The 22422-nt window shown below is 36.2% G+C and carries 17 protein-coding genes and 2 pseudogenes; 18 read left to right on the forward strand and 1 reads right to left on the reverse strand.

The features are described 5' to 3' along the window. Positions 1–591: 591 nt before the first annotated feature. The 13 genes and pseudogenes from AAIB49_RS10295 (at position 592) to dltD (ending at position 13544) form a co-directional block, all read left to right on the forward strand. The gene (locus AAIB49_RS10295) at positions 592–1491 is read left to right on the forward strand and encodes a hypothetical protein (protein ID WP_343458029.1); all 900 of its coding nucleotides are present in this window, start codon (positions 592–594) and stop codon (positions 1489–1491) included. Next, the gene (locus AAIB49_RS10300) at positions 1436–1792 is read left to right on the forward strand and encodes a hypothetical protein (protein WP_343458030.1); all 357 of its coding nucleotides are present in this window, start codon (positions 1436–1438) and stop codon (positions 1790–1792) included. Before AAIB49_RS10295 ends, AAIB49_RS10300 begins: the two co-directional genes overlap by 56 nt. After that, positions 1749–2249 (forward strand): ATP-binding protein, encoded by a 501-nt coding sequence (locus AAIB49_RS10305; protein ID WP_343458031.1) that lies wholly within the window; start codon positions 1749–1751, stop codon positions 2247–2249. Before AAIB49_RS10300 ends, AAIB49_RS10305 begins: the two co-directional genes overlap by 44 nt. Before the next feature lie 218 nt (positions 2250–2467). Continuing rightward, positions 2468–2680: a helix-turn-helix domain-containing protein gene (locus AAIB49_RS10310; protein WP_343458032.1), complete on the forward strand. Its 213-nt coding sequence runs from the start codon at positions 2468–2470 to the stop codon at positions 2678–2680. Positions 2681–2789: 109 nt separating this feature from the next. After that, on the forward strand, positions 2790–3179 hold the full coding sequence (locus AAIB49_RS10315; protein ID WP_343458033.1) for a recombinase family protein: 390 nt from the start codon (positions 2790–2792) through the stop codon (positions 3177–3179). 333 nt (positions 3180–3512) lie between these two features. After that, a complete protein-coding gene (brxE, locus tag AAIB49_RS10320; RefSeq protein ID WP_343458034.1) occupies positions 3513–4142 on the forward strand; it encodes a BREX-6 system BrxE protein in 630 nt (209 codons plus the stop codon). After that, the gene (locus AAIB49_RS10325) at positions 4142–4930 is read left to right on the forward strand and encodes a BrxA family protein (protein ID WP_343458035.1); all 789 of its coding nucleotides are present in this window, start codon (positions 4142–4144) and stop codon (positions 4928–4930) included. The genes brxE and AAIB49_RS10325 overlap by 1 nt, the downstream gene beginning before the upstream one ends. Further along, a complete protein-coding gene (locus AAIB49_RS10330; RefSeq protein WP_343458036.1) occupies positions 4911–5456 on the forward strand; it encodes a BREX protein BrxB domain-containing protein in 546 nt (181 codons plus the stop codon). Before AAIB49_RS10325 ends, AAIB49_RS10330 begins: the two co-directional genes overlap by 20 nt. Before the next feature lie 13 nt (positions 5457–5469). After that, entirely contained in the window at positions 5470–9090 is a 3621-nt protein-coding gene (brxC, locus tag AAIB49_RS10335; protein WP_343458037.1) for a BREX system P-loop protein BrxC, read from the forward strand. Positions 9091–9420: 330 nt separating this feature from the next. Continuing rightward, a pseudogene (locus AAIB49_RS10340) lies at positions 9421–10980 on the forward strand (Eco57I restriction-modification methylase domain-containing protein); the annotation flags it as partial. 969 nt (positions 10981–11949) lie between these two features. Then, positions 11950–12126, forward strand: a pseudogene (locus tag AAIB49_RS10345) (D-alanyl-lipoteichoic acid biosynthesis protein DltB); the annotation flags it as partial. A 15-nt stretch (positions 12127–12141) separates the two neighbouring features. Next, entirely contained in the window at positions 12142–12378 is a 237-nt protein-coding gene (gene dltC, locus AAIB49_RS10350) for a D-alanine--poly(phosphoribitol) ligase subunit DltC (protein ID WP_186867950.1), read from the forward strand. After that, the gene (gene dltD, locus AAIB49_RS10355; protein WP_343458038.1) at positions 12378–13544 is read left to right on the forward strand and encodes a D-alanyl-lipoteichoic acid biosynthesis protein DltD; all 1167 of its coding nucleotides are present in this window, start codon (positions 12378–12380) and stop codon (positions 13542–13544) included. The genes dltC and dltD overlap by 1 nt, the downstream gene beginning before the upstream one ends. 128 nt (positions 13545–13672) lie before the next feature. Here dltD and AAIB49_RS10360 read toward each other — a convergent pair whose 3' ends face one another. After that, positions 13673–14422: an SDR family NAD(P)-dependent oxidoreductase gene (locus AAIB49_RS10360; protein ID WP_343458039.1), complete on the reverse strand. Its 750-nt coding sequence runs from the start codon at positions 14420–14422 to the stop codon at positions 13673–13675. Positions 14423–15135: 713 nt separating this feature from the next. On the opposite strand from AAIB49_RS10360, the gene AAIB49_RS10365 reads away from it, so the two are divergent. From AAIB49_RS10365 to AAIB49_RS10385, 5 genes are all read left to right on the forward strand, one after another. Continuing rightward, positions 15136–16170, forward strand: a complete 1035-nt coding sequence (locus tag AAIB49_RS10365) for an NADH:flavin oxidoreductase/NADH oxidase (RefSeq protein WP_339212378.1) — start codon at positions 15136–15138, stop codon at positions 16168–16170. A 63-nt stretch (positions 16171–16233) separates the two neighbouring features. After that, on the forward strand, positions 16234–16890 hold the full coding sequence (locus AAIB49_RS10370; protein ID WP_343458040.1) for a type 1 glutamine amidotransferase domain-containing protein: 657 nt from the start codon (positions 16234–16236) through the stop codon (positions 16888–16890). Between the two features lie 477 nt (positions 16891–17367). Further along, positions 17368–18468 carry a metallophosphoesterase gene (locus AAIB49_RS10375; protein WP_343458041.1) on the forward strand — a complete coding sequence of 367 codons (1101 nt, stop codon included), beginning with the start codon at positions 17368–17370 and terminating at the stop codon, positions 18466–18468. 96 nt (positions 18469–18564) lie between these two features. Next, positions 18565–20349, forward strand: coding sequence for a S9 family peptidase (locus tag AAIB49_RS10380; RefSeq protein WP_343458042.1), 1785 nt, complete (start codon positions 18565–18567; stop codon positions 20347–20349). Between the two features lie 654 nt (positions 20350–21003). Then, entirely contained in the window at positions 21004–22305 is a 1302-nt protein-coding gene (locus tag AAIB49_RS10385; protein ID WP_343458043.1) for an ABC transporter substrate-binding protein, read from the forward strand. The last annotated feature ends 117 nt before the right edge of the window (positions 22306–22422 follow it).

Here is a 22422-nt window from a genome sequence, read left to right on the forward strand (position 1 = left end):
GGATGGAGTGTTACGGGCACGATGATTAGTTCTTCATGTGGCATAGAAAAGCACCTCCTTCAATTGATATTTCTATCTTAGCAAGAGGTGCTTCATTTTTGTATGCGTTGTTTGATTACGGGTTTACCAGACTGTTTCAGTAAGTAATATACTTCTCCTGAATAATCAACTTAGATTCTGCTAAAATTTTTTCTATAACCTTATTATTTGAGTGATAAAAAGTTAATGAAATGTGTTCTTTAAATAGTGTACTGTCAAATTTTGATATTTCTAGGCCTATAAAATAATACAAATAAATTCAATAGTGAGTGGTCATTTACAAAAGAAAAGAAAAAACACTTGCAAAATGAAATCATAGGTTGTATGATGATAATCAAATAATAATTTGATCGACTTTCTCAACAACAAGGGAAAAACCCAAGAGGAAGTAGTGAAATATGCACATATTTTGTGTATATATTTTGCTACGTCTGTCTTGGGTTTTTCTCTTTTTTTTGAAAATCCTAAAAGCAGGCGTGGACGGGGAGATGATATTCAGGAAACCAAAGTTAATGAATGGAAAACATATTAAGTGAAGGGAGAATGATTCAATTGCCGAAAATAAAAATGGCTGTCATCAGAGAGGATTTGGTCGTACTAACAGGCAGTATGGAAGAGGCCGTAATATTAGGTCAATTAATTTACTGGATAAATCGTATGAAAGATGCTGGTAGATATAAACTTGAAGAAAGAGAGCGCTTAGAAAATGATTCAGCAGATTCTTTTAAACATGGTTGGATTTATAAAAAAGCAGATGAGTTGGCTGAGGAAGTAATGCTCGGTGTGTCGCCTAATACGATTAGAAAGTATTTGGGTAAAATAGTAGAAAAAAATTATGTTAAAAGACGAAATAACCCTCGGTATAAGTGGGATAAGACATTACAATATCGTGTGAACTTAGTGAAAGTAATCTTAGATTTAAGTAATTTAGGATATCCAATAGATTATTACAAACAGTTATTACAAATTGAAGAAACTGATGCTTCAAGTAAACAAACTGTTTCTCCGAATGTCGAAAATAGTGATTCGAAGCTCAATGGTTGCGCTGCAATACCAGAGATTACTTCAGAAATTACTCCAAAAATTAATTCAGAGACTTCTTCATCAAGTGAATGGATTGAAGATGACAATAATGTTTATGATTCAAATCAATTTGAATTAATTAGTAAGACCTACTTAGATCTTAGTAAAAACAAGCAGTTATCGTCTAATGACGAAAAGGCGATTAAGGATGTTGTTGGAGAGAATTGGGAGACTCATCGAGTTATTGGTTGGATAAAAGAGTGTTTCAATAACTTTAAACCAAAACACAAGTTAGATAATATCCGGTCCTTTCGGTATGTTGCTAATTATATATTTGATCAAGCTTATAAATTTGAACAGGAGGTACTAGAAGATGAACAAGCTACAGGATATATTGTCCAAGACGAATACTTCCAACGATACGGTTGAGTTATTATACAAGATGCCGGGGAAATTAACAAAGGCAACAGATGATTGTATGTACAGAGAATGTGATGGATCTGGACTAATTCATGTAATAAGAGAAGACGGTTCTGAGGTCATGGTGATATGTAAATGCAGAGAACATAAAGAACTGTTGCGAAGAATTAAGACTGCTAGAATTCCAGATGACTATTTAAGTAAAAGAATTCATGATTTTCATACGAAAATCTATCAGGTAAAGGAAAGTGTGGAAGTAGCGCAATATGCTAAGAGAATTGCAACACGCTATGTTGAACAATATGGGTAAAGGGCTATACTTTTACAGTAATAAAAAAGGGTCTGGAAAAACACTTTTATCAATTGCCATCGTCAATGAACTTATCATCGAGTACAAGATTAAGCCAATTTATATTTCCGTAGTAAATATGCTAAATGAGATGAAGCATTCATTTTCTAATAAAGACCCTAATAGAAACTTTTATAATTTAATAGAATCATTTATGCAAGTTCCAGTGTTAATAATGGATGATTTAGGTGTTGAGAAAACAACAGATTGGTCAGAGGAAGTATTAACACAAATCTTAGATGAGCGAATGAGTTATAAAAGACCAACTATTATTACTTCGAATATGCCAATACGGTTACTCCAAAAGAAGTATCCTGCTGGGAGGATAAAAAGCCGTATTGTTATGCCTGAAGAGAGTGTAAGAGAAATACTTGCTAATCAGGAAAATGAAGAAATAGCCAAGATGTTTTCTAAATGAAGTGGATTTATGTGTTTGATCTCTTAAAATATAGAAAAAGATTGTTAGAATATAGTTGTAACGGTCAAAAAATGGAATTGAATATGGGCTTAATAAGGGAAAACCCCATTTCTATAGAGTGACAGCATTGTGTGTGCTGCAGTCTTTTAAAGGTGGTTTTCTCTTTTTTATTTATATTGAAGAACACGCACTTAACAAAAGGAGGGAAAAATTTAAAAATGAAAATCGTTGTTAAAGATTCCGATAAACTACGAGCAATGTTAATTGAAAAAGGGTTTTCCCAACGTGAGTTTTCGAGACATACTGGATTAAGCGAAAATTACTTTAACCAAATTGTTAATCATAAGAAAAACCCTAGTCCAGCGGTGGCAAAGAAAATTTCTCAGCAATTAGATCTGGAATTTCATGATATTTTTCAGATTGAAAAGTAAAGAGAGCGAGAAGAGAATGTAAGTTCAATCTTATAGAGTGCATCTATAGATATACTAGATAAAAGTAACTGTTCTAAAATTAGTTAATTTAAAGGGAGCGATTTATATTATGAAATGTGCAGCATATGTAAGAATATCATACAAAGAGCATAGTAAGTATAGTTTATCAATACAGGTGAAAGCGATAGAGGAATATATCGATAATCAAAATTGGCAGTTGTGTAAGATTTATAAAGATGAAAATAGTTTGGGACCGGGATTAAATGTGGGACTCCAGAGAGCGATAAAAGATGCTAAAGAAGAGCAAATTGAGGTAATCATTTCTATGACAGCTACTCGTTTATTCAGATACTACGAACAAGCAATACCTTTACAGGATCTTTGTCAACAACAAATGGTTAATATTATTACATTAGATAATTGTGTTAATACTTTTGAAGGGAAATATGGGTTAATTCATAGCCCTTTATTCATGATTAACTTGGATATATCTAAATAATAAGAAATGGCCTTACAATGAAATGGGTAAAAGTGTAAAAATAAAATAACTCTAATAACTAATAACCAATCAATCCGTAGTAATCATTTAGTCAAAATTAAATAATTGCTACGGATTTTTGACTTTAAAACGATGCAACAGAACAAAATGGCAACCAAAGACTGAATTACTATTAATTTATTTATCCCACTAAATCTGTGTGGTTCAAATTTTACCGAAATACACTAGAAAAGATGGATGTCAAGCTATTTGCCTTTGTTTAACCACCATTTTGTGACATAATAGAATAGAGTATATCTACATATTTAAACATATTTCAGAGGTGGCTCAATGATGAAAAAAATTTACGATCTAATATTAAATAACATTGAAGATAGCGATATACAGGATCGACGTGTTTCAAAAAGAAATTTAGCAAAAGTTATTTATTATCGACTAATGATAGCGCGACTTGGTGAAGAAGACAATAACTTTTGGTGGGAATCCCGTATCTTAGGTACAGTAGGTAGAATGAATCTTATGCCTTTTTTACCACGCACTTTTTACCAACAAAGACTAGATATGGCTCAAAAAAGTGTTCGGCAGAAAGAACTTCATAGTATAAGTGTTAATAAGGTAATAACCCTATTTCACTTTGGATATGACTTTGAAAAAAAAGTATATGAACCAGCTGTGAAAATGCTCGCGTCAAGAAAAGAATGGAAGGATATCCTTCATGAAATAGAAACAATAGAAAATTATTCATTCGAACCACACTGGGCTAGGGACTTTTTTAATGAACCACGTTTGGATACATTTGATAATGTATCAGGGGAGTCATATGAATTAGGCTCGAAAAGAAGGCATTTTTATATACATAACGAAGAATTAGAAGAGGTTATCCATCAATTAATTTCTGTCTATGATTATGCTAAGAAAGGCCAAGTCACAATACCGTATTTTAAAAGGGTTGCTGTAAATTAATGATTAAGAAATATACTGCAGATTTAAAAACAACTGGAGCAGTTCTTGAGGATTCACTTAGAATTCTTATTAGATTGTCCGAATTGAATAGCATTGAGGCATTGGAAGATGAATTATTTGAGAATAATTTGTTGCTTAAAGCATCAAAACGCCGGATTGAGAATGTATACGGTTCAATTAAAAAGAGGTATTTACAGGACCTTCAAGATAAACCTGTATCTGAAGCTCCACTCTTATTGGCGATACAAAATATGAGTAAAGAAGAAGCCTTTTATCTTCTTTATTATCACATGTGTTTATCCGATAACGTATTGTATGACTTTGTTGTTGAAGTAGTTTTCCAAAAGTACATCAAGGGCTTTTTAGGAGTCTCAAGTGATGATGCGGGAGAATTTTTAATAACTTCTTCTATAGAGCATGAAGAAATGAAAAATTGGTCTGAAAGAACCTACAAGGATTTAAAAAGTGCTTTGATAACCGTTTTACTTGAAACAGGATTCCTATCAAATAGACGTAATCCAGTATTTAATGAAAATGTATATTTTTCAAATAGAATCTTTGGTTATGTACTTTATTTTAATCAAGATTCTATTTTGACACTTGACGACTATTATAACCACAATGATTTCAAATTATTTTTACAAGATAAACAACAAAGAAAGATGATGTTAAAGGAACTAGAGCTAAGTGGAGTCATTTACTTAGAAGAAAATAAAGAGACTGAAATACATTATAAGTTTCCATCTTTAAAGGAGTTTGTTGTCCAATATGTTGTCGGAGAAAATTAATCAAGTCAAAAATATGCTTCTTAATGATCAAATAGCATGGAGCCGCCAATCAGGTGTACCTTTTATGCTTGTTGCGATTAGTCCCAGTGAACAATTATATATAAAGCCTAAACTTGAAGAAATAGAGCAGGAAGGTAAAACGCAAGGATATACAGTCGAAGTTGTTAATCTGGAAAAATTACTTTATAAACTCTTATTAGAAGATGAGAACGGTGATTTAACAGAGCTTTATGAATTTGAAAAAGAAGATTATCCTGAATTTATGAAGGAATTGCAGAATACGATGCTTAACATCCTATATGAATGGATTTTAGAAAGAGCTGAAAAATTGGGTGAAAAAGGACGAATAATATTCACTCGTGTCGGTTGTACAGCACCACACTTTAGACTCATTCAATTACTTTCTAAACTAGAAAATAAGATATCGATACCGCTATGTTTTTTTGTTCCCGGTACAGTTAATTCAAGGAAGTTTATAATGCTCGATGATGTTGATATTAGTGGATCTAGAGCATTTTATTTATAAAGGGGTGAGACGATTGACTAAGATACATGAAATATTTCGGGAAAATATTAATCGTGATATTAATCCAGTAGTCAAAGTTCAAGATGAAAATTTAGCCCATATTCGTCAGGAGCTAAATGAGTATGTTATAACAGATCAAATACGAGATCACTTTAAAAAGGCTTTTACTAATTATTTGAATGGTAATGATTATTGTTATTGGATTTCAGGCTGGTTTGGGTCTGGTAAATCCCATTTCACTAAGCTGTTAGGACATGTTCTTGGAAATTATGAATTTGGAGATTCAACTAGTTCGGAAGTATTCTTAACAAGAGATGAATCAAAAGATCTTCAAACACTTGTTGAAGAAATCCGTACCAACTATGAAACAGAAATTCTAATGTTCGATATCTTGGAGGAAACTGCTTATGACAGTAATAATCAACAGCAAAGTATTTCTATTACTATTTACAAACAGTTTCTTTCTTATTTAGGTTTCTATAGTCATATTCTTTGGGTTGGTGAATTAGAGTTTGATTTATATGAGTCCGGGTTATATGAGGATTTTAAAAAAGAATTCGAAAAGATAAGCGGTAAGACTTGGGAGGATGCACGTAAAAAGCCTTCTCGCCAAAAAACTAAAATTGCAAAGACACTTTGCAAGATTAGACCGGATGACTATCCTTCTGAGACAATTGCGATGGACATTATTAATGATATTAAAGATGACTTTTCTATGTCTCCAAAAAGATTAATTGAAATATTCAAATCCTATATTGAAAAGGAAACCGATGATTCAGGAAAGGAGATTAGGTTATTTCTGTTAATCGATGAAATGGGACAGTTTATGGCAAGAGATGATCAAAAAATTAGTGAGCTTCAAGGGATAGCGCATCAGGTTGAGGTAACCGGGCAAGGAAAGATATGGCTTGGTGTTACTGCACAAGAAGAGTTAAAAGCCGTTGTTGAAGATGCAATTAAGTTTAATACGGAATTAGGGAAAATTGCTGACCGCTTTGGAGTGAAGATACACTTAACACCTGAGAACTTAGATACAGTTCTTTATGAACGTGTATTAAAGAAAACTTCAGAATCAAGTTCAATTTTAGAAAAAGAATATGAGGAGTATTCGGGAAAGCTTGTTTCTGTGTTACAATTTCCTGATGCTGATCGGAAGTTACCAGAGTTAACAAAAGAATACTTTGTGAAGGCGTATCCGTTTTTCCCTTATCAGTTAGGAATAATAAAAGATATTTTTGTAAAGTTTCTACAACGTACAGAATCAAATAAAAAACATGGCGGAACCAATCGTAGCATGATTAAAACAACTCAAGGAATAATAATAAACCCGGAGAATCACTTTGATGCAAGGGAAATCGGTAGTTTCGTAACGTTAGATCAGGTCTATGCTGAAGCAAGAGCTTCTGATTTTGTTCCTTCAACTGTTATTGATGCTATAAACGAAGTCGATAAAGCTGATCCGGAAAACCCTGATTTTACAAAAAAGGTGTTGAAAGTATTATATCTCCTTGATTCAATTAACTATTTACCGAAAACATTAGATAATTTAACGAAAATGCTTTTCAGTAGTATAGAACTTAATTTTCATGAACTTAAAAAAATGGTTGAATCTTCTCTTCAAAAACTCAGCAAGGCTGGTTTTGTGGAGAGAGAGGGTGAAGTATATAGTTTTCTATCACCGGAAGAGCAGAATTTCCGTCATGAAGTACTTGCGGAGCAGGAAGAAATTCGAACAAGAGATATTATGAAATATGTAAGGGATACAGTAAAAGATATATTTAACCAAAATAGAGTTTTATATAAACAAATACGTCCTTTTCCTATTAATCTGATTGCAGATGATGAAAAGTATGCCAATGGTACGGAAATTTCATTTGAAGCCCTAAGTCCGGTAATCTTATTTAATGATGAGACTCTACGTGATAAAAAGAAACGGGAATCAATTAGAGAAGAAAAACGCATTTATTGGTTATCTCATCCTAATGAAGAGATTGAAGATATGATTAAGGAATATCTAGCACGTCAATCTACAATAGGTAAACAAAGGGAAAAAGCAGATGAAGAAAGAATGTTCTTTTTACGAAAGGAAGAGCAAAAAAATCAAAATTTGGCTTTAGAAATTAAAAGGAAAACAAAGGTATCCTTTTTAGCGGGATCGTATTTATTCAGAGGAAAAGAATATGATTTACCAAACGGAGAAGAAGTTAAAACAATATTTGATTCATTAATAAGTATTGTAATTCCAACAGTTTATACGCGTTTTGACGATGCAGCAGTAAAAATTAATGTTTCACATATAGATGAAGTATTTAAACAAAATATACACTCGGCATCTGAAGTATTTAAGCAATTAAATATTTTGGATAATGAGCATCAAATAAATTCAAGTTCAAAGGTATTAAATGAAGTTTTAACAGAAATTAAGTCTCGCTATAAGCGATTTGGGGTTTGCACTGGAAGCGATATTTTGGATTACTTTCAAGGAAATCAATATGGTTGGGATAGTATGGCCATTAGATTTTTTGCTGCAGCACTGCTTCGTGGAGGTTTTATTGAACTAGAACTAAAGGGTAAATCAATCAGAAGTTATACTGAATCTGGTGTAAAAGAAATATTTGAGAAAGAACCACATTTTAAGTCATGCCAGTTCATAGAAGTTAAGAATGTTGATCCGGCAATACGTCAGCAATGCAAAAAAATATTAGAATCAGAATTTGAGGAAAACGTTTCGGCTGATACAATTCCGGAATACTATGATAAATGTATTAAAGTCTCGAACAATATTTTAATAAAAATTAGAGGTTTAATTGTTACAGCGAAGGAAAATCGGTTATCGATTATTGATCAACTACAGAAATTAGAAACAGCCTATAAGGAAATTGTTAATAAAAATCATTCTAGTGAAGTCATTATTTCTTTTGTAGATATGTATCAACAATTAAAAGATGAAATGAATTTCATGAAAAAATTTGACCACTTTGTTGAAAATGGTCAAATGGATTCAGTACAAGAAATGGTAAAGTTTATTTCAGATGTATGGTTGTCTCAACATTTTCCAAAGGGTGAGGAGCAAGAAAAAAAAGTCCAATCTATACTTAGTGAGTTATCATCAAATGGATTCATTGATAATTGGGTAAACATTCAAGGTGATTTTCTAAATATCAAAAGTTATTATGAAAAGCATTATAAAGAGCTTCATTCTAGAGTTATGAATAAAATTGAAAATATAATGAATGAAATTGAGCAATTTCCCAAATTTGATTCATTTGATGTGTTTCAACAGAGAGAAATTCTAAATCCATTAAGTAAGCATTATGAGAAGGAAGTTCGACAGAACCGTCGTAATTATGATTACTTAGAACAATTAGAACACGCATTACCAAGCTATAAACAGAATTCTATTGGAATCTATGGTGAGTATCTTGAAAAATTACGACAGCCTACTAATTTAACATCAGATGATGATGATAATAATCGTGTAGTAAAGAAACCTACTTTTAAACAGGTTGAAATTAGAGACATTATGAAAATGAGGAAAATCTCTTCGGAAGAAGAAATTCAGGACTATTTAAAATCATTAGAAGAGAAACTGAAGGAAGAATTGAAGCGTGTTGACTATTTCTTCTTATCTTAATTGAGATAGGAAAGGGTTGGTAAAATGAAACCAGAACAAAAAAAGGCAATCAATCGTACCATATTAAAATGTAGGGGTATTTTAGAAAGTGATATAGAAAATCGCCTTGTTACTTATGGTATTCTACTAGACGAACCTTGGATTGAAAAAGATAAATTATCACTTTCAGATGAAGAGGAGCAAATCTATAAGGACCTTCGTGATGCTATTTCTAAGGAGATGAAGGGTGGGCTTTCTGAAAGGGAGGCCCTTATCTCCTATATTCGTGAGGTTACTTATACATATTTAAATCGTATAGCCGCTCTCCGTGTTATGGAGGTTAGAGGGCTAATGGAAGAAGTACTTATTCAAAGGGAAGAATACAGTAATCGTTCATATGGACATCGGAACTTTTTTGAGGTTGCACGTGAATTTTGCAAGTCTCAATCAGACGAGGGGTTGTCTTATTTTATTTCTTTGATATTCAATGAAATTTCGTCCGATATAGGACTTTTATTTAATACGGAAGATGAATATTCAATAATTGGGCCAAGTAACCAAGCATTATTGGAAATCATTCATCAATTAACTACTGAAATTGATGAAGAGTCATGGAAACAAGATGAGATAATTGGTTGGATTTATCAATATTTCAATGAAGAAGAAAAAGATGATGTTTTTGACCGTCTATATAATAAAAAAGAGAAGATTAAAAGTATTGATTTACCGGCAGCGACCCAATTATTTACTCCTGATTGGATTGTTGACTGGATTATAAACAACTCATTAGGGAAATTACGTAAAGAAATAATAAATGGTGAAAGAGAGCATAAAAAGCTTGAGGAAATTAAACTATTAGACCCCGCATGTGGTAGTGGTCACTTTCTTATCAAGGCATATGATTTATTCTATAAATACTATGTTGAAGAAGGTTATCCAAAAGAAAAAATTCCGTTTTTAATATTAAGTAATAATCTTCATGGGATAGATATTGATGCTAGAGCAATTCAGCTCACAGCACTAATATTGTATATAAAAGTAAGGGTATCATTAAAAGAAGCGGGAATAAATGAAATAAAAGAAAATCACATTACAGTAAATCTTGTATGTGCCGATGCAGTTCTATTAAATGGCGATCGTTTGGCTAAAATGAGAAAACAATTTGAAAATAATCCTACAGTTCTTCAAATGATTGAAATTATTTATGATGAGTTTACTGATACACGTTTAAAGGGTAGTCTAATACAGCCTGAAAAGAGGTTGCTCCCTTTAATTGAAGAATATAAGTTGAAGAAACAAAAAGGATTAAAAGGAAAGAAAGCAAATGAAGATTTAGGGCTATTCGAGGGGCTTGATGAATTTAGTGAAGAACAAGAAATGTCAGTTCTTTCTAATAGTGAAAAAGAATTATTTCAGTATTTGGAGCAAATTTATACTCAGGCTACAAAAGCTAATGATATTAACAATCAGTTATTTGCAAATGAGGCTAAAAAGTCCCTTTCCTTACTAAATATCTTTATGACTAAATACGATGTTGTAGTTACTAACCCACCTTATATGGGTAAAAAGAATATGAATAGTAGTTTGATTAAATTTTTTAATGAGAATTATAAAGGGTTTGATGAGGATTTATACTCAGTTTTTATGAGGAGATGTCTTGATTTTTTATCACCTGAAGGTCTGCTATATATGATAACTCAACATACATTTATGTATATTAAATCATTTGTAAAGTTGAGGCAATATATTCTTGAAAATCATTACATAGAAAAAATCGTATCACTTGGTACAAGAACTTTTGACGATATATCAGGGGAAAAGGTTAATTCTGTAATTATAGGTATAAAAAATACAAAAGCAAATAGAGATTCTACTTTTATCCGCTTAGTCGATCTTAAAAATGTAGAGGAGAAAAAGAAAAGATTATATGAAGTTTCCAGAAATCCATCTGAATTTTTAGGGAGAAACTTTTTTAAGAAAAACCAAAATTCCTTTTATAATATTGAAGGTTATCCATTTATATACCAATTAAAGGACAAAGTTGTAGAATTATTTAAAGTGAAAGATAACTTAGGAAACTTAGGCTTGTCAAAAATAGGATTCCAAACAGGAGAAGATAAAAAATATCTCTTTAGGTTTTGGGAAGTTGATTTTAATAATGGAAATTGGGCTTGGTATACGAAGTCGGAGAACTTTGCTAACTTTGAAAACAAGTATTATAATTTCACTTCGCTAGTGATTAAGTGGGATCAAAAAACGCAAAATGAATTATCAAAGTCTAGTAAAGCTCGGACGAATTACCTCTCTAGCTATTTTACAACTGGAGAAAAACAATTTATCTTTAGAGATGCGCTTACATTTACGCTTTGGGGTGCTAAAGACTTTGAAGCGAGAAAATTACCAGAAGACAGTATTTTTGATGTAGCTGGGTCTTGTATCTTTTTACCAGAAGAATACTTTTATTATGTATTAGGGTTTCTGAATTGTACAATCGGAAACTACTTAATGAATACCCTAAATCCAACTTTTAATTACCAAAAATGGGATTTAGATAGATTACCTATAGTGCTAAGTGATCAAAATAATATTGATAAGATTAATGAGTTGGTTAAAGAAAGTATAGCTATTAGAATGAAAATCACTGAAAGCATTGAGATAAACCCAGATTTTAATGGTCCATTACTATATCGATTTAATAAAGATAATTTAAAATTGAGTTATTTAAATGCATTCAAGGAGATGGGTTCTAAACTAATTCGATTAAATAATATTAAGGAAGAATTAGATGAGATATTTTTAAAAATTTATGACTTGGATAAGCAGGATGTAATTCTAAACTATGATGAGGCTTTCACACAAGAAATTGACTTCATTTCAAACATTATGTATGGAGCATATCATGCCTTGATGATGGCCGGATTTAATTTCTTCGAGTCCTGGAACAAAAAACATAAACGCTGGCCAACAGGAAGGGCCATGACAGTGGTGTCTATCGTCATCACTTTCCATGTCGTGTGTTTCGGTTTCTATCTGTTTTCCGGCAGACCATTTCAATAAAAGGGGAATATAAATATGGATTTTAAAGAGAAAGTATTAGAAGTTATTGCAGAAGTTTGTGAAGATGATGTGGTGAAAGAAGAGCATGATTTGGATATATTTGAAGCAGGATTGATTGATTCATTCGCGACCGTGGAATTACTTGTTCAATTTGAGGAGCAGCTTGCTATTAATGTACCAATTACAGAGTTCGACCGAGAGACATGGAATACACCAAATGCTATCGTTGATCGTCTGAATGAGCTGAGATAATGAAGAAGAAGTATTTGTTTGGACCGATCATTCTGGCATTGGTCCTGTTTGCCGGGGTCGTATTCGTACCTGTATCATGGCTGGCTAAGTTAGTTCCAGCAGACCGTTTGGCGGAATCGGCTATCAGCTTGGAGCCGAATATGTTCCAGGGAACCTATTTGCAAAGTGAAATGCTCCGTAATTCAGAGTATGTTCCAATCTATGGTTCCTCCGAATTGTCACGCTGGGATCCATTCCATCCATCGAATTATTTCGAAACGAATGATGCTGCCTTTACACCCTACTTGGTAGGAAAAGGCGGAATGACCTCGATTATTCATGATTTAAACTTTGCAACACATGCCAATCAATTGAAGAACAAGAAGATGGTCATTATCGTATCGCCACAATGGTTTGTAAAGCATGGTACAGACGAACAGCATTTTGCACCAAACTATTCCTCACTCCAGGCGTACCAGCTTCCTTACAATGAGGAAGTGGACGAAGAGGTGAAGCGAAAGCTGATGCAACGCCTGATGACGTATGAGGCAGTTAAGAACGACACCATACTTTATCAGCTTTATGATGCATATTTGAATGACAATAAGATTATGTTTAATATCTTGTCCGTGCCTGCAGAGGCATATATATCCATACTGAAGAAAAAGGATCTATATTTCACTATTATGAAGGATAAACCAACGAATCGACATCAGTCAGATGAAGTGAAGGGCAAGACATGGGAGGAGCTACGGGAACAAGCGGATGCTTATGGCGAGAAGCGGACACAGCATTCCCAATTTTACATTGAAGACAGCGTGTATAAGCGTAAGAAGGAGTATATCAAGGGAATGGAAGGAAAGAATAAAACCCATTCCTATGCCGAATCACTGGAGTACGATGATTTCCAACTGATGTTGGATATTCTGAAGGAAGCAGGTGCTGAACCGCTATTTGTCATTATCCCTGTAAATGGGGCGTATTATGACTACACAGGCTTCCCGGAAAAGGGACGGCAAGACTATTACAAGCGAATAAAGAAACAGATTCGTGATAGCGGCTTTTCTTACGCCGATTATTCCGACCATGAATATGATCCGTATTTTATGCGTGACACGATTCATATTGGTTGGAAAGGCTGGGTTTATTTAGATGAGGATATCCAGAAGTTTGTAGAAAAACAATAGTAGGTGGGAGCGCTTTGTGTGATGGGCAGTCACACGTTCTCAAGCATTGGGGTATAAGATAGAAAAGGGCTGTGGCAGAGGGGGATAAAAACCCACTGCCACAGCCCTTTTCCTTTTATCATGGAGGCTTATTTCGTATTCGTAAACCCGCCATCAATACGGATTACTTCACCATTAATATATTCTGCTTTAGAAGTAAGTAAGAAAGTAACAAGCTCAGCCACTTCTTCAGGCGTTCCTAGACGTTTCTGTGGAATTCCACCTGTTGCATTTTCCTTCATTTTCGGATTTGCTTCGTAGAACTCTTTTACCATTGGTGTTTCAGTAGGTCCTGGAGCAATAGCATTAACGCGCAAGCCATCTTTTGCATATTCTGCTACCATACTCTTCGTTAGCCCAACAATTCCGTGTTTTGTAGCGGAATAGGTAACAACAGAGTCTTGTCCAATAACACCTGCACTAGAAGCGGTGTTCACAATGGAGCCTCCGCCATTTTCTAACATTGCCTTCGCTACATAATGTACACCGTAAAAGGCACCCATTAAGTTAATGCCAACGATATTATCAATTTCTTCAATAGAGGTATCTAAGAAATATTTTCCGCTACCTGATATTCCAGCATTGTTAAAGAAATAATCAATTTTACCGAAGTGTTCCAGTGTTTGATCGACATAATGTTTTACGTCTTCTTTTTTGGATACATCCGCTTTAATGAAAATGGCATCTACGTTATGTTTTTTCACTAATTCTACTGTTTCATTTCCACCTTGTTCATTAACATCTACTACCGCAATACTAATTCCTTCCTGTGCCAATCGGACAGCTGTTGATTGACCTAATCCACTACCTGCACCAGTAATAATTGCAACGTTACTCATCTATGAAAACTTCCTATATAATCAATTGGTAAACCAATTTTTCATCGGGTTCATTTCCACCGTATTACCTGTTAGCTTTACCATTGTATAACCAACTATGCGTCTAGCAAGCGTATATAGTCGAAAAATGGATCCGTACTTCAAGGGTAGAACTAATATTTCAATAGGTCAACTATAGTAAACTGTTACTTCTTTTCTGAGAATTTCTAAAAAATTGATTGGAAGTATGGAGCGGCTCAATAGATAACGTTCACCTGAAGTTCGTTTCTTTAGAATATCAGCGAAATAGAGAAGGCATGTTTCCGGAAATGGTACGTATACACACTTCCCTCTCCAAACAGATAATTTGTATTCTTTAAAAGCGAGTATTATAATTTCCAACACAATGGAATGCATTTCATTATCCAAAACTTGTTATGGAGGGAAATGTGACATGACAAGAAATGCTCGATTCAGCCTATCGCCGGATAGGATAATGAAGAATGTGGGAAAACGCTAGTGCGAGCATTTTCCTACAGTTGTACAACCTTGGACGTTCTGAAGGCTATTGCGATTCGATTGGCTAGGTGTAAGTTATATGTGTTTTATTGGTTAACTTATCAATACTAAAGAGGAAAAGCTTGCCCGGATAAGCGGTGCAAAAAGCCATTGGCCATGTTTAAACGCTCAACGCAAGGTCAGTTTAACTAAACATAGAAGGAGAGATTCTTTTCATGAAGGATTTATTTACCCCCTATCAAATAAAGAACTTAGAATTAAAAAACCGTGTCGTCATGCCACCTATGTGTCAATATTCCGTTACGAAAAAGGATGGAATTGCGAATGATTGGCATTATGTTCACTATGTTAGCCGTGCTATTGGTGGAGCGGGGCTAATCATTATTGAAATGACGGATGTGGAGCCAGACGGCCGTATTACAGATTATGATCTCGGATTATGGTCAGATGAACAAATCCCAGCAATCAAACGAATTGTGGATGCTTGTCATCAACATGGTGCCAAAGTGGCTATTCAAATTGCCCATGCGGGACGTAAAGCAGAGGATGCAGCGGTTCCTGTTGCACCATCACCAATTCCATTTGATGAAAATTCCAAAACTCCGAGGGAACTGACAACAGAAGAAATTAAAGAAATGGTTGAGAAATTCCGATTAGCAACAGAACGCGCGGTAAAAGCTGGTGTCGATGCAATTGAAATTCATGGAGCACATGGTTACTTAATCCACCAGTTCCAATCCCCATTTACTAATAAACGTACAGATGAATATGGACAAGATCTAACTAAGTTTGGTAAGGAAGTTATCCAAGCAGCGAAAAGTGTCATGCCTAGTGAGATGCCACTAATTTTGCGTGTCTCTGCGGTTGAGTATGTGGATAACGGCTACGGATTGAAGGAAAGTGTCGCATTCTCGAAGGTCTATCAAGAAGCTGGCGTTGATATGTTCCATGTTAGTGCTGGTGGAGAAGGACAAATTGCTGCTCACGGAAGACCAGGCACGCATGCTGCCTACCAAGTACCTTTCGCTAGAGAAATAAAAGAAAAACTAAATGTCCCAGTTATTGCGGTTGGAAGACTGGATGAACCAGCACTCGCCAACGCAGTGATTGGAAATGAGGAAGCAGACCTTGTCGCGGTAGGTAGAGGAATGCTACGTAATCCATACTGGACACTAGAAGCGGCAGCTACATTAAATAAGAAAAACACCGTTCCTACCCAATACTCACCAGCCTTTCCATCAAGATCATAAAGGAAACGGATAGTTTTAACGAAAGGGTATATATTAATTTTGAATTATAAGGAGGAATATAGCATGGCAAAAAAAGTATTGATGGTTGTGACAAATCATACAACAATTACAGATGATCACAAAACAGGTCTATGGCTAGAGGAATTCGCTGTACCTTACCTCGTTTTCAAAGAAAAAGGCTACGAGGTACAAGTGACCAGCATAAGTGGTGGTGAAGTTGCGCTAGATCCAAACAGTATTGAAGAGAAGCCAGAGTGGAAAGATGCTGAAGCCGAGCTAAAAAATACCGAAAAACTAACGAAAGACCATGCACACGGATATGACGCTATTTTCCTACCAGGTGGACATGGTACGATGTTTGATTTTCCAAATAGCGAAACACTTCTTTATGTATTGCAGGAGTTTGCGGAAGAAGATAAAATCATCTCCGCTGTTTGCCACGGACCTGCGGGATTGGTCAATGCAACCTACAAAGATGGTACACCAATCGTGAAAGGCAAGAAGGTTACCGCCTTTACTGATGAGGAAGAGGTTGAAATGGAGCTTGATGTTCACATGCCTTTCCTTTTAGAAACAAAATTACGAGAGAACGGTGCCGATTTCGTTGCTTCTGAAAAATGGACTGACCACTCCATCCGAGATGGCAAACTAGTGACTGGGCAAAATCCGCAGTCTAGCAGAAGTACAGCGGAGAAAGTGGTAGAGGCGTTAGAAGAATAGGATAGTGGATTGATGAAGGATACTTCCGAGCGTTTGGCTTGGGGGTATCCTTTTTGGTTTGAGGCAGTTGGGGTGTAAGCTTCCTCTGTAGGATGCTCAGGAGGGAATTCACCTGAACATCCGTATCACACTGGACTTACTTACACCTACATACTGAAGGACCCCTGAGTATATGGACGTGTTGCCATTGGCGTCTAGTAATCTCAGGGGATTTTTATTTTTAAAAGAAATAATCTGCTTCCTACTATCGGCTATCAAACTCTCAATAAACACGTCATATCAATTACTCCATAACAACCACCTAAGCTATAATACAAGAGTAATACATACAAACATGAAAGCTTCTCAAGTAGGTAGGCTTAATTATGAAAAAATAGGGTATTAACAAAAGGGAACTATTACTCTATTAATTTATTTTCGTACTGTTTCCTACTATGGAGCAATCAAACTAAGCAGAAAAGGAGTTTAATCATACGTATGTTCATTCTAATCTTAATCAGTACACTGCTAGTATATGGAGGACTCGTTTACTATATTGGCTGGAGGGGCTATCGCTTTCTTCAACCAGAATCATCAAGCAAACGATTTAAGATCATTTACAGCCTAGTCGTCATAGTAGTAGCAAGTTCGTTTTTCTTTGGGATGATGTCTGGAAGCACCTTTTTACAAATGGTTGGCGCATATTGGATGGCATGCTTCTACTTGCTGTTACTATTAGTGCCGCTTGCTCACATTACTGTTATTCTCTTGCGTCGTACGCGACTACCAAGGCATAAAACACAGAGATGGGCAGGGGTCGTGACACTCGTCTTAATGGTATCCTTCTTGGGATATGGCATATTTAACGCTTATAGTCCAGTCGTAAAAAGCTATGAGATTAAGATCGATAAAGGTGATTCCTCTCTTGATAGTCTTTCAATCGCCATGGCAGCAGATACCCATTTTGGACTATTGTCAGGTAAAGGTCATGCAGAGCGCTTTGTAAAGGAAATGAACAACCTAAATGCAGACATCATCCTCTTGCCGGGCGACATCATTGATGACGACCTGAAAATCTTCCTGGATCATAATATAGGTCAAATACTGTCCGAGCTCCATGCACCATATGGCGTCTATGCATCACTTGGGAATCATGACAAGCATGAGGGGACTATGCAGGAAATCATTGATGCGTTAGAGAACAGTGGAATCCAAGTATTGTATGATGAGACAGAGGAAATTGCAGGGCAATTTACGTTAATTGGACGGAAGGACAAAATCGATCCAAACAGGCTTCCTTTAGAGCAATTAATGGATGGAGTAGACCCTAACTTACCAGCTATTCTAATTGATCATCAACCATATGAATTGGATATCGCACAGCAGGAAGGGATTGACCTCATGATCTCTGGTCACACACACCGAGGACAAGTATTCCCAGGCAGCCTTATTACAGATGCCATTTATGAAAATGATTACGGCTACTTGCAGAAGGGACAGCTGCATTCTATTGTGACATCAGGCTTTGGTTTTTGGGGACCGCCAATACGTATTGGTACACGCTCTGAGCTCGTGAAAATCGATATTACGTTTGAGTAAATACATATCGATATAGGATTAATTTTGATATAATATTTAGATAAATAAAAAAACAATGCCGTTAGAGTGTGCTGGCATAGCAATGGGGGAATATACATGTTTCAATTTCCAAAGCCTAGTATCGAGAGCTTTTTCAGAACGATAAATATTGTTGATTTTGATGTGAATGCGACAGAGGAGGAAGTTCTTTTCTCCTCCAATTTAAATGGCTATTACAATGTATGGGCCATGAGACTTGATGAGAGGTACCCTTACCAGCTAACAACTGCCAATCAAATGAGTTCCTTTGTAAAATATACACCCGCGGGTAACTACTTCTTAACTGGTTACGATACAGATGGAGATGAAAACTATCACATCTATGCAGTCAAAAGCAGTGGAGGAGAACCAGTCGCAGTGCTAAAAGCTGAAGGGGAAAAGTTTTACTATGGTGATTTGGCGGAAAATGGCCAACATCTCTATTACATAACGAGCGTAGACAATCCCAACTTTTTAAATATAGGCCGAGTAAATCTGGAGACAGGTGACAAGGAGATTTTGATACAGGGGGAAAACGGGCCAAGTTATCTGTATTCCGTTAGTCCGGATGAATCGAGCTTTGCGTTCTCAAAAGAGCTAGGAAATACAAGCTCCTTCGGCTATCTTGCTAAGAGTCAGGAGATAATCCCACTTACCCCTTCACAGGAAAAGCCGCATCGAGTTCGTCAAGTGAAATATCTAACGGATGATCAGGTGTTACTTTTAACCAATTATGAAAGTGAATATTACTATTTAGCTAGCTTTGAGATTTGCACGAGGACATTTACGAAGCTAGTAGCGTTCGATGGCTACGAATTATCGAATTTAACCGTTGACCGGGAGCGAAATCGGGTCTACTTTGTCGCAGAGCGTGGTGTAGAGGACCGTTTATATAGGTTCGACTTAGCTACAAATGAAGCTACTTTACTCGATAAGCCATTTGATATGGTCAATAAAATCAAGATTGGAAAAAGTGGCGCCATCTATGCACTAGGTAGGTCAACAACCTTCCCAGCAAACTTATTCCAGTATACCGATACAAGCGGCTTGGAGCAGATAACCCAGCACCGAATCATCGGGGTGGATAATGAAGCATTAACAGAGCCTGAGGTGCTTACCTATGATAGCTTTGATGGATTAAAAATCGAAGCACTCTACTTTTCACCGAATCCGGAGCTGGATAATGGACATACCATTCTATGGCCACATGGTGGACCACAGCATGCGGTGAGAAAAACCTTTACACCACTCTTCCAATATTTATGCTCCCAAGGGTTCAGCGTATTCGCGCCGAACTTCCGTGGTAGCACTGGCTATGGGGAGAGCTTTATGAGATTAGTAAATAAAGACTGGGGAGGCGGACCACGCCTGGATATCATCGCCGGTATGGACTGGCTAGACCAACAAGGGAAATCTAGTTCGGATAAATGGTTCTGTATTGGTGGAAGCTATGGTGGATATATGACCTTACTTCTTCACGGTCGCCATGCAGATCGGTTTAAGGCATTTGTCGATATCTTTGGCCCAAGTAATTTATTTACAACCATTGAGACAGCCCCAGAACATTGGAAGGAAGCGGATAGAGAGTTAATTGGTGATGTCAACGAGGACCGGGAGAAATTAATAGAAGACTCGCCAATGACTTATATTGACCAGATGACCAAGCCCATGCTAGTCATACAAGGTGCCAATGACCCACGCGTTGTAAAGGTAGAATCCGATGTAATCGTCGATGCTATGAAAAAAAGAGGCCAAGACGTCGAATACCTCGTACTCGAAGACGAGGGCCATGGCTTTTCTAAAACAGAAAACGCCTTAAAGGTTTATTCGTTAATGGTGAGCTTTTTGCGGAAGTATGTGTAGGGTGGCATAATGAATTTCCCTAGAAGAGGCTGGGACAAAACGAAAACAAAGGTAATAAAAAACGAACAATCACCACATTAGCCCCGGAAATATACGGAGACTCCTGTGGGAGGCTCATCAGCAGCCCGCGGAAAAGCGTAGAATATTTCTGGGGCTGGTTTGATGCGCTAGCTTTCATGTTCGGTTTATCCTATGTTAGAAATAGTTTTGCCCCAGCCTCTTTCTTTCTTTCTTTCTGTCCCCAATAGAAGCTGCTGATTATGCGGGTATGCTACGCGCGAGATTTTACCAAATCCTGAAAAAGGTGCCCCAAATCCTGAAGAATATGTCAACTAGGCGGCCACGTTATATTTATCTGCTGTATTAGCGGGTAGAGGACTCTACCAAGCGTTACTCTCCACCAATTAACGAAATCGGTTTCTGCAAGCTCCAGCCATTAATTATCTAAACTTTACTGCTTTTATTAAAAATCCCTAAAAAAACATGTTGATTTTTAAAAAAGTAACCACTATAATTCTTTGTAAGCGGTTACTTACTAATTTTTTTGAAATTTAAAGAAACCGGTTTCCTTAATCGTGTATAGGAGGTGTCCATTTCTAAAGTGAATCAAGAGAGTTTTACAAACTATTAAATTAATTATAGGGGGTTATATCGTTGAAAAGTTTTAAACATATTGCTGTTCTTGGATTATTAGCTTTGCTTGTGGTTTCTTTAGTGGCTTGTAGTGGTGATGGTGATAAAGAGGCAAGTGGTGATAAGAATAGTAATTCGAACGAGGAAATTACGCTAGACTTCTGGACGTTTGGTGCAACTGGTTATGAGGATTTGGCAAAAGAATACGAGGATCAAAACCCAAATATTAAAATTAAAGTGAAATCATCGGAAACGGCAGATCATCATGATGCACTCTTTACCTCATTATCTGCTGGAAGTGGTGCACCGGATATTGCGATGCTAGAAATTGATCAATTCGATCGTTTTAAAGTTGCCCAGGATCGTTTCGAGAACTTATATGACCTTGGTGCGAATGATGTGAAGGATCAGTACTTAGATTGGAAATGGAAAAGTGGAGAGAATGTGGATGGCGATTTCTTGTTTGGCCTTCCAACCGATATCGGGCCGAAAGCATTATACTATCGAACCGATTTATTTGAGCAAGCAGGACTACCAACAGACCCAGAAGAGGTGGAAGCTTTAATTAACTCACCTAAGGAGTTTGAAGAGGCTGGGTTAAAGGTAAAAGAAGCAACGGGAATGCCTTTTGTGGATAGTATCGAAATGGCCTTTAGAGCGTATTTAGATGCAGCAGAAACAGCTTACTTAACGCCAGATAATGAATTGAATCTTGGAGCAGATAGTGAAGTGAAAAAGGCATATGACTATGCGGTTCATCTGAATGACCTAGGAATAGTTGGTAAATATGAAATGTGGAGCCCAGAGTGGGCAAATGCGGTGAACAAGGGTGAATTCGCTGCGGAACTAGGTGCAGGCTGGTTGAAAGGCTGGATGGAAGGAAATGCACCGGAAGCGGTTGGAAAATGGAAGGTAGCGACATTACCTACTGAGTTCGCTGCAAACTGGGGTGGATCATATATCGCAATCCCAAGTGAAACTAAGCATGCACAAGCGGCATATGATTTTATTGAATGGCTTGTTTCACCAGAAAATCAATTAAAATCATTCCAAAGCCATGGACTATTCCCTTCTGCTCATTCAGTCTATGAGATGGAAGAATTCACATCGAATGAAGATGAATTCTTTGGCTCTCAGGCAACAGCTCCAGTATTTGCTAAGGCTGCCCAAGACATTACAGGGATTGGATACAAAGGGGAAAAATACTTCCCTGTTCATAACGAAATCTTAAATGCACTGAAAAATGTGCAAAACAATAATGCAGACCCAGAGAAAGAGTGGGAAGCAGCTGTAAAACGTGCTGAGGATTTAATGAAACGTTAATCTATTAAACTCTGAAGACTATAATATTGAACGAAACAAATAGTGATGGTCGGCTTACCGAGACAAGCCTTTTGCCAAACAGGGATGGAAGAAGTAAGCCGGCCACTTTTTTACAAG

The organism is Ornithinibacillus proteolyticus, assembly GCF_039581225.1.
GTDB lineage: Bacteria > Bacillota > Bacilli > Bacillales > Amphibacillaceae > Ornithinibacillus > Ornithinibacillus massiliensis.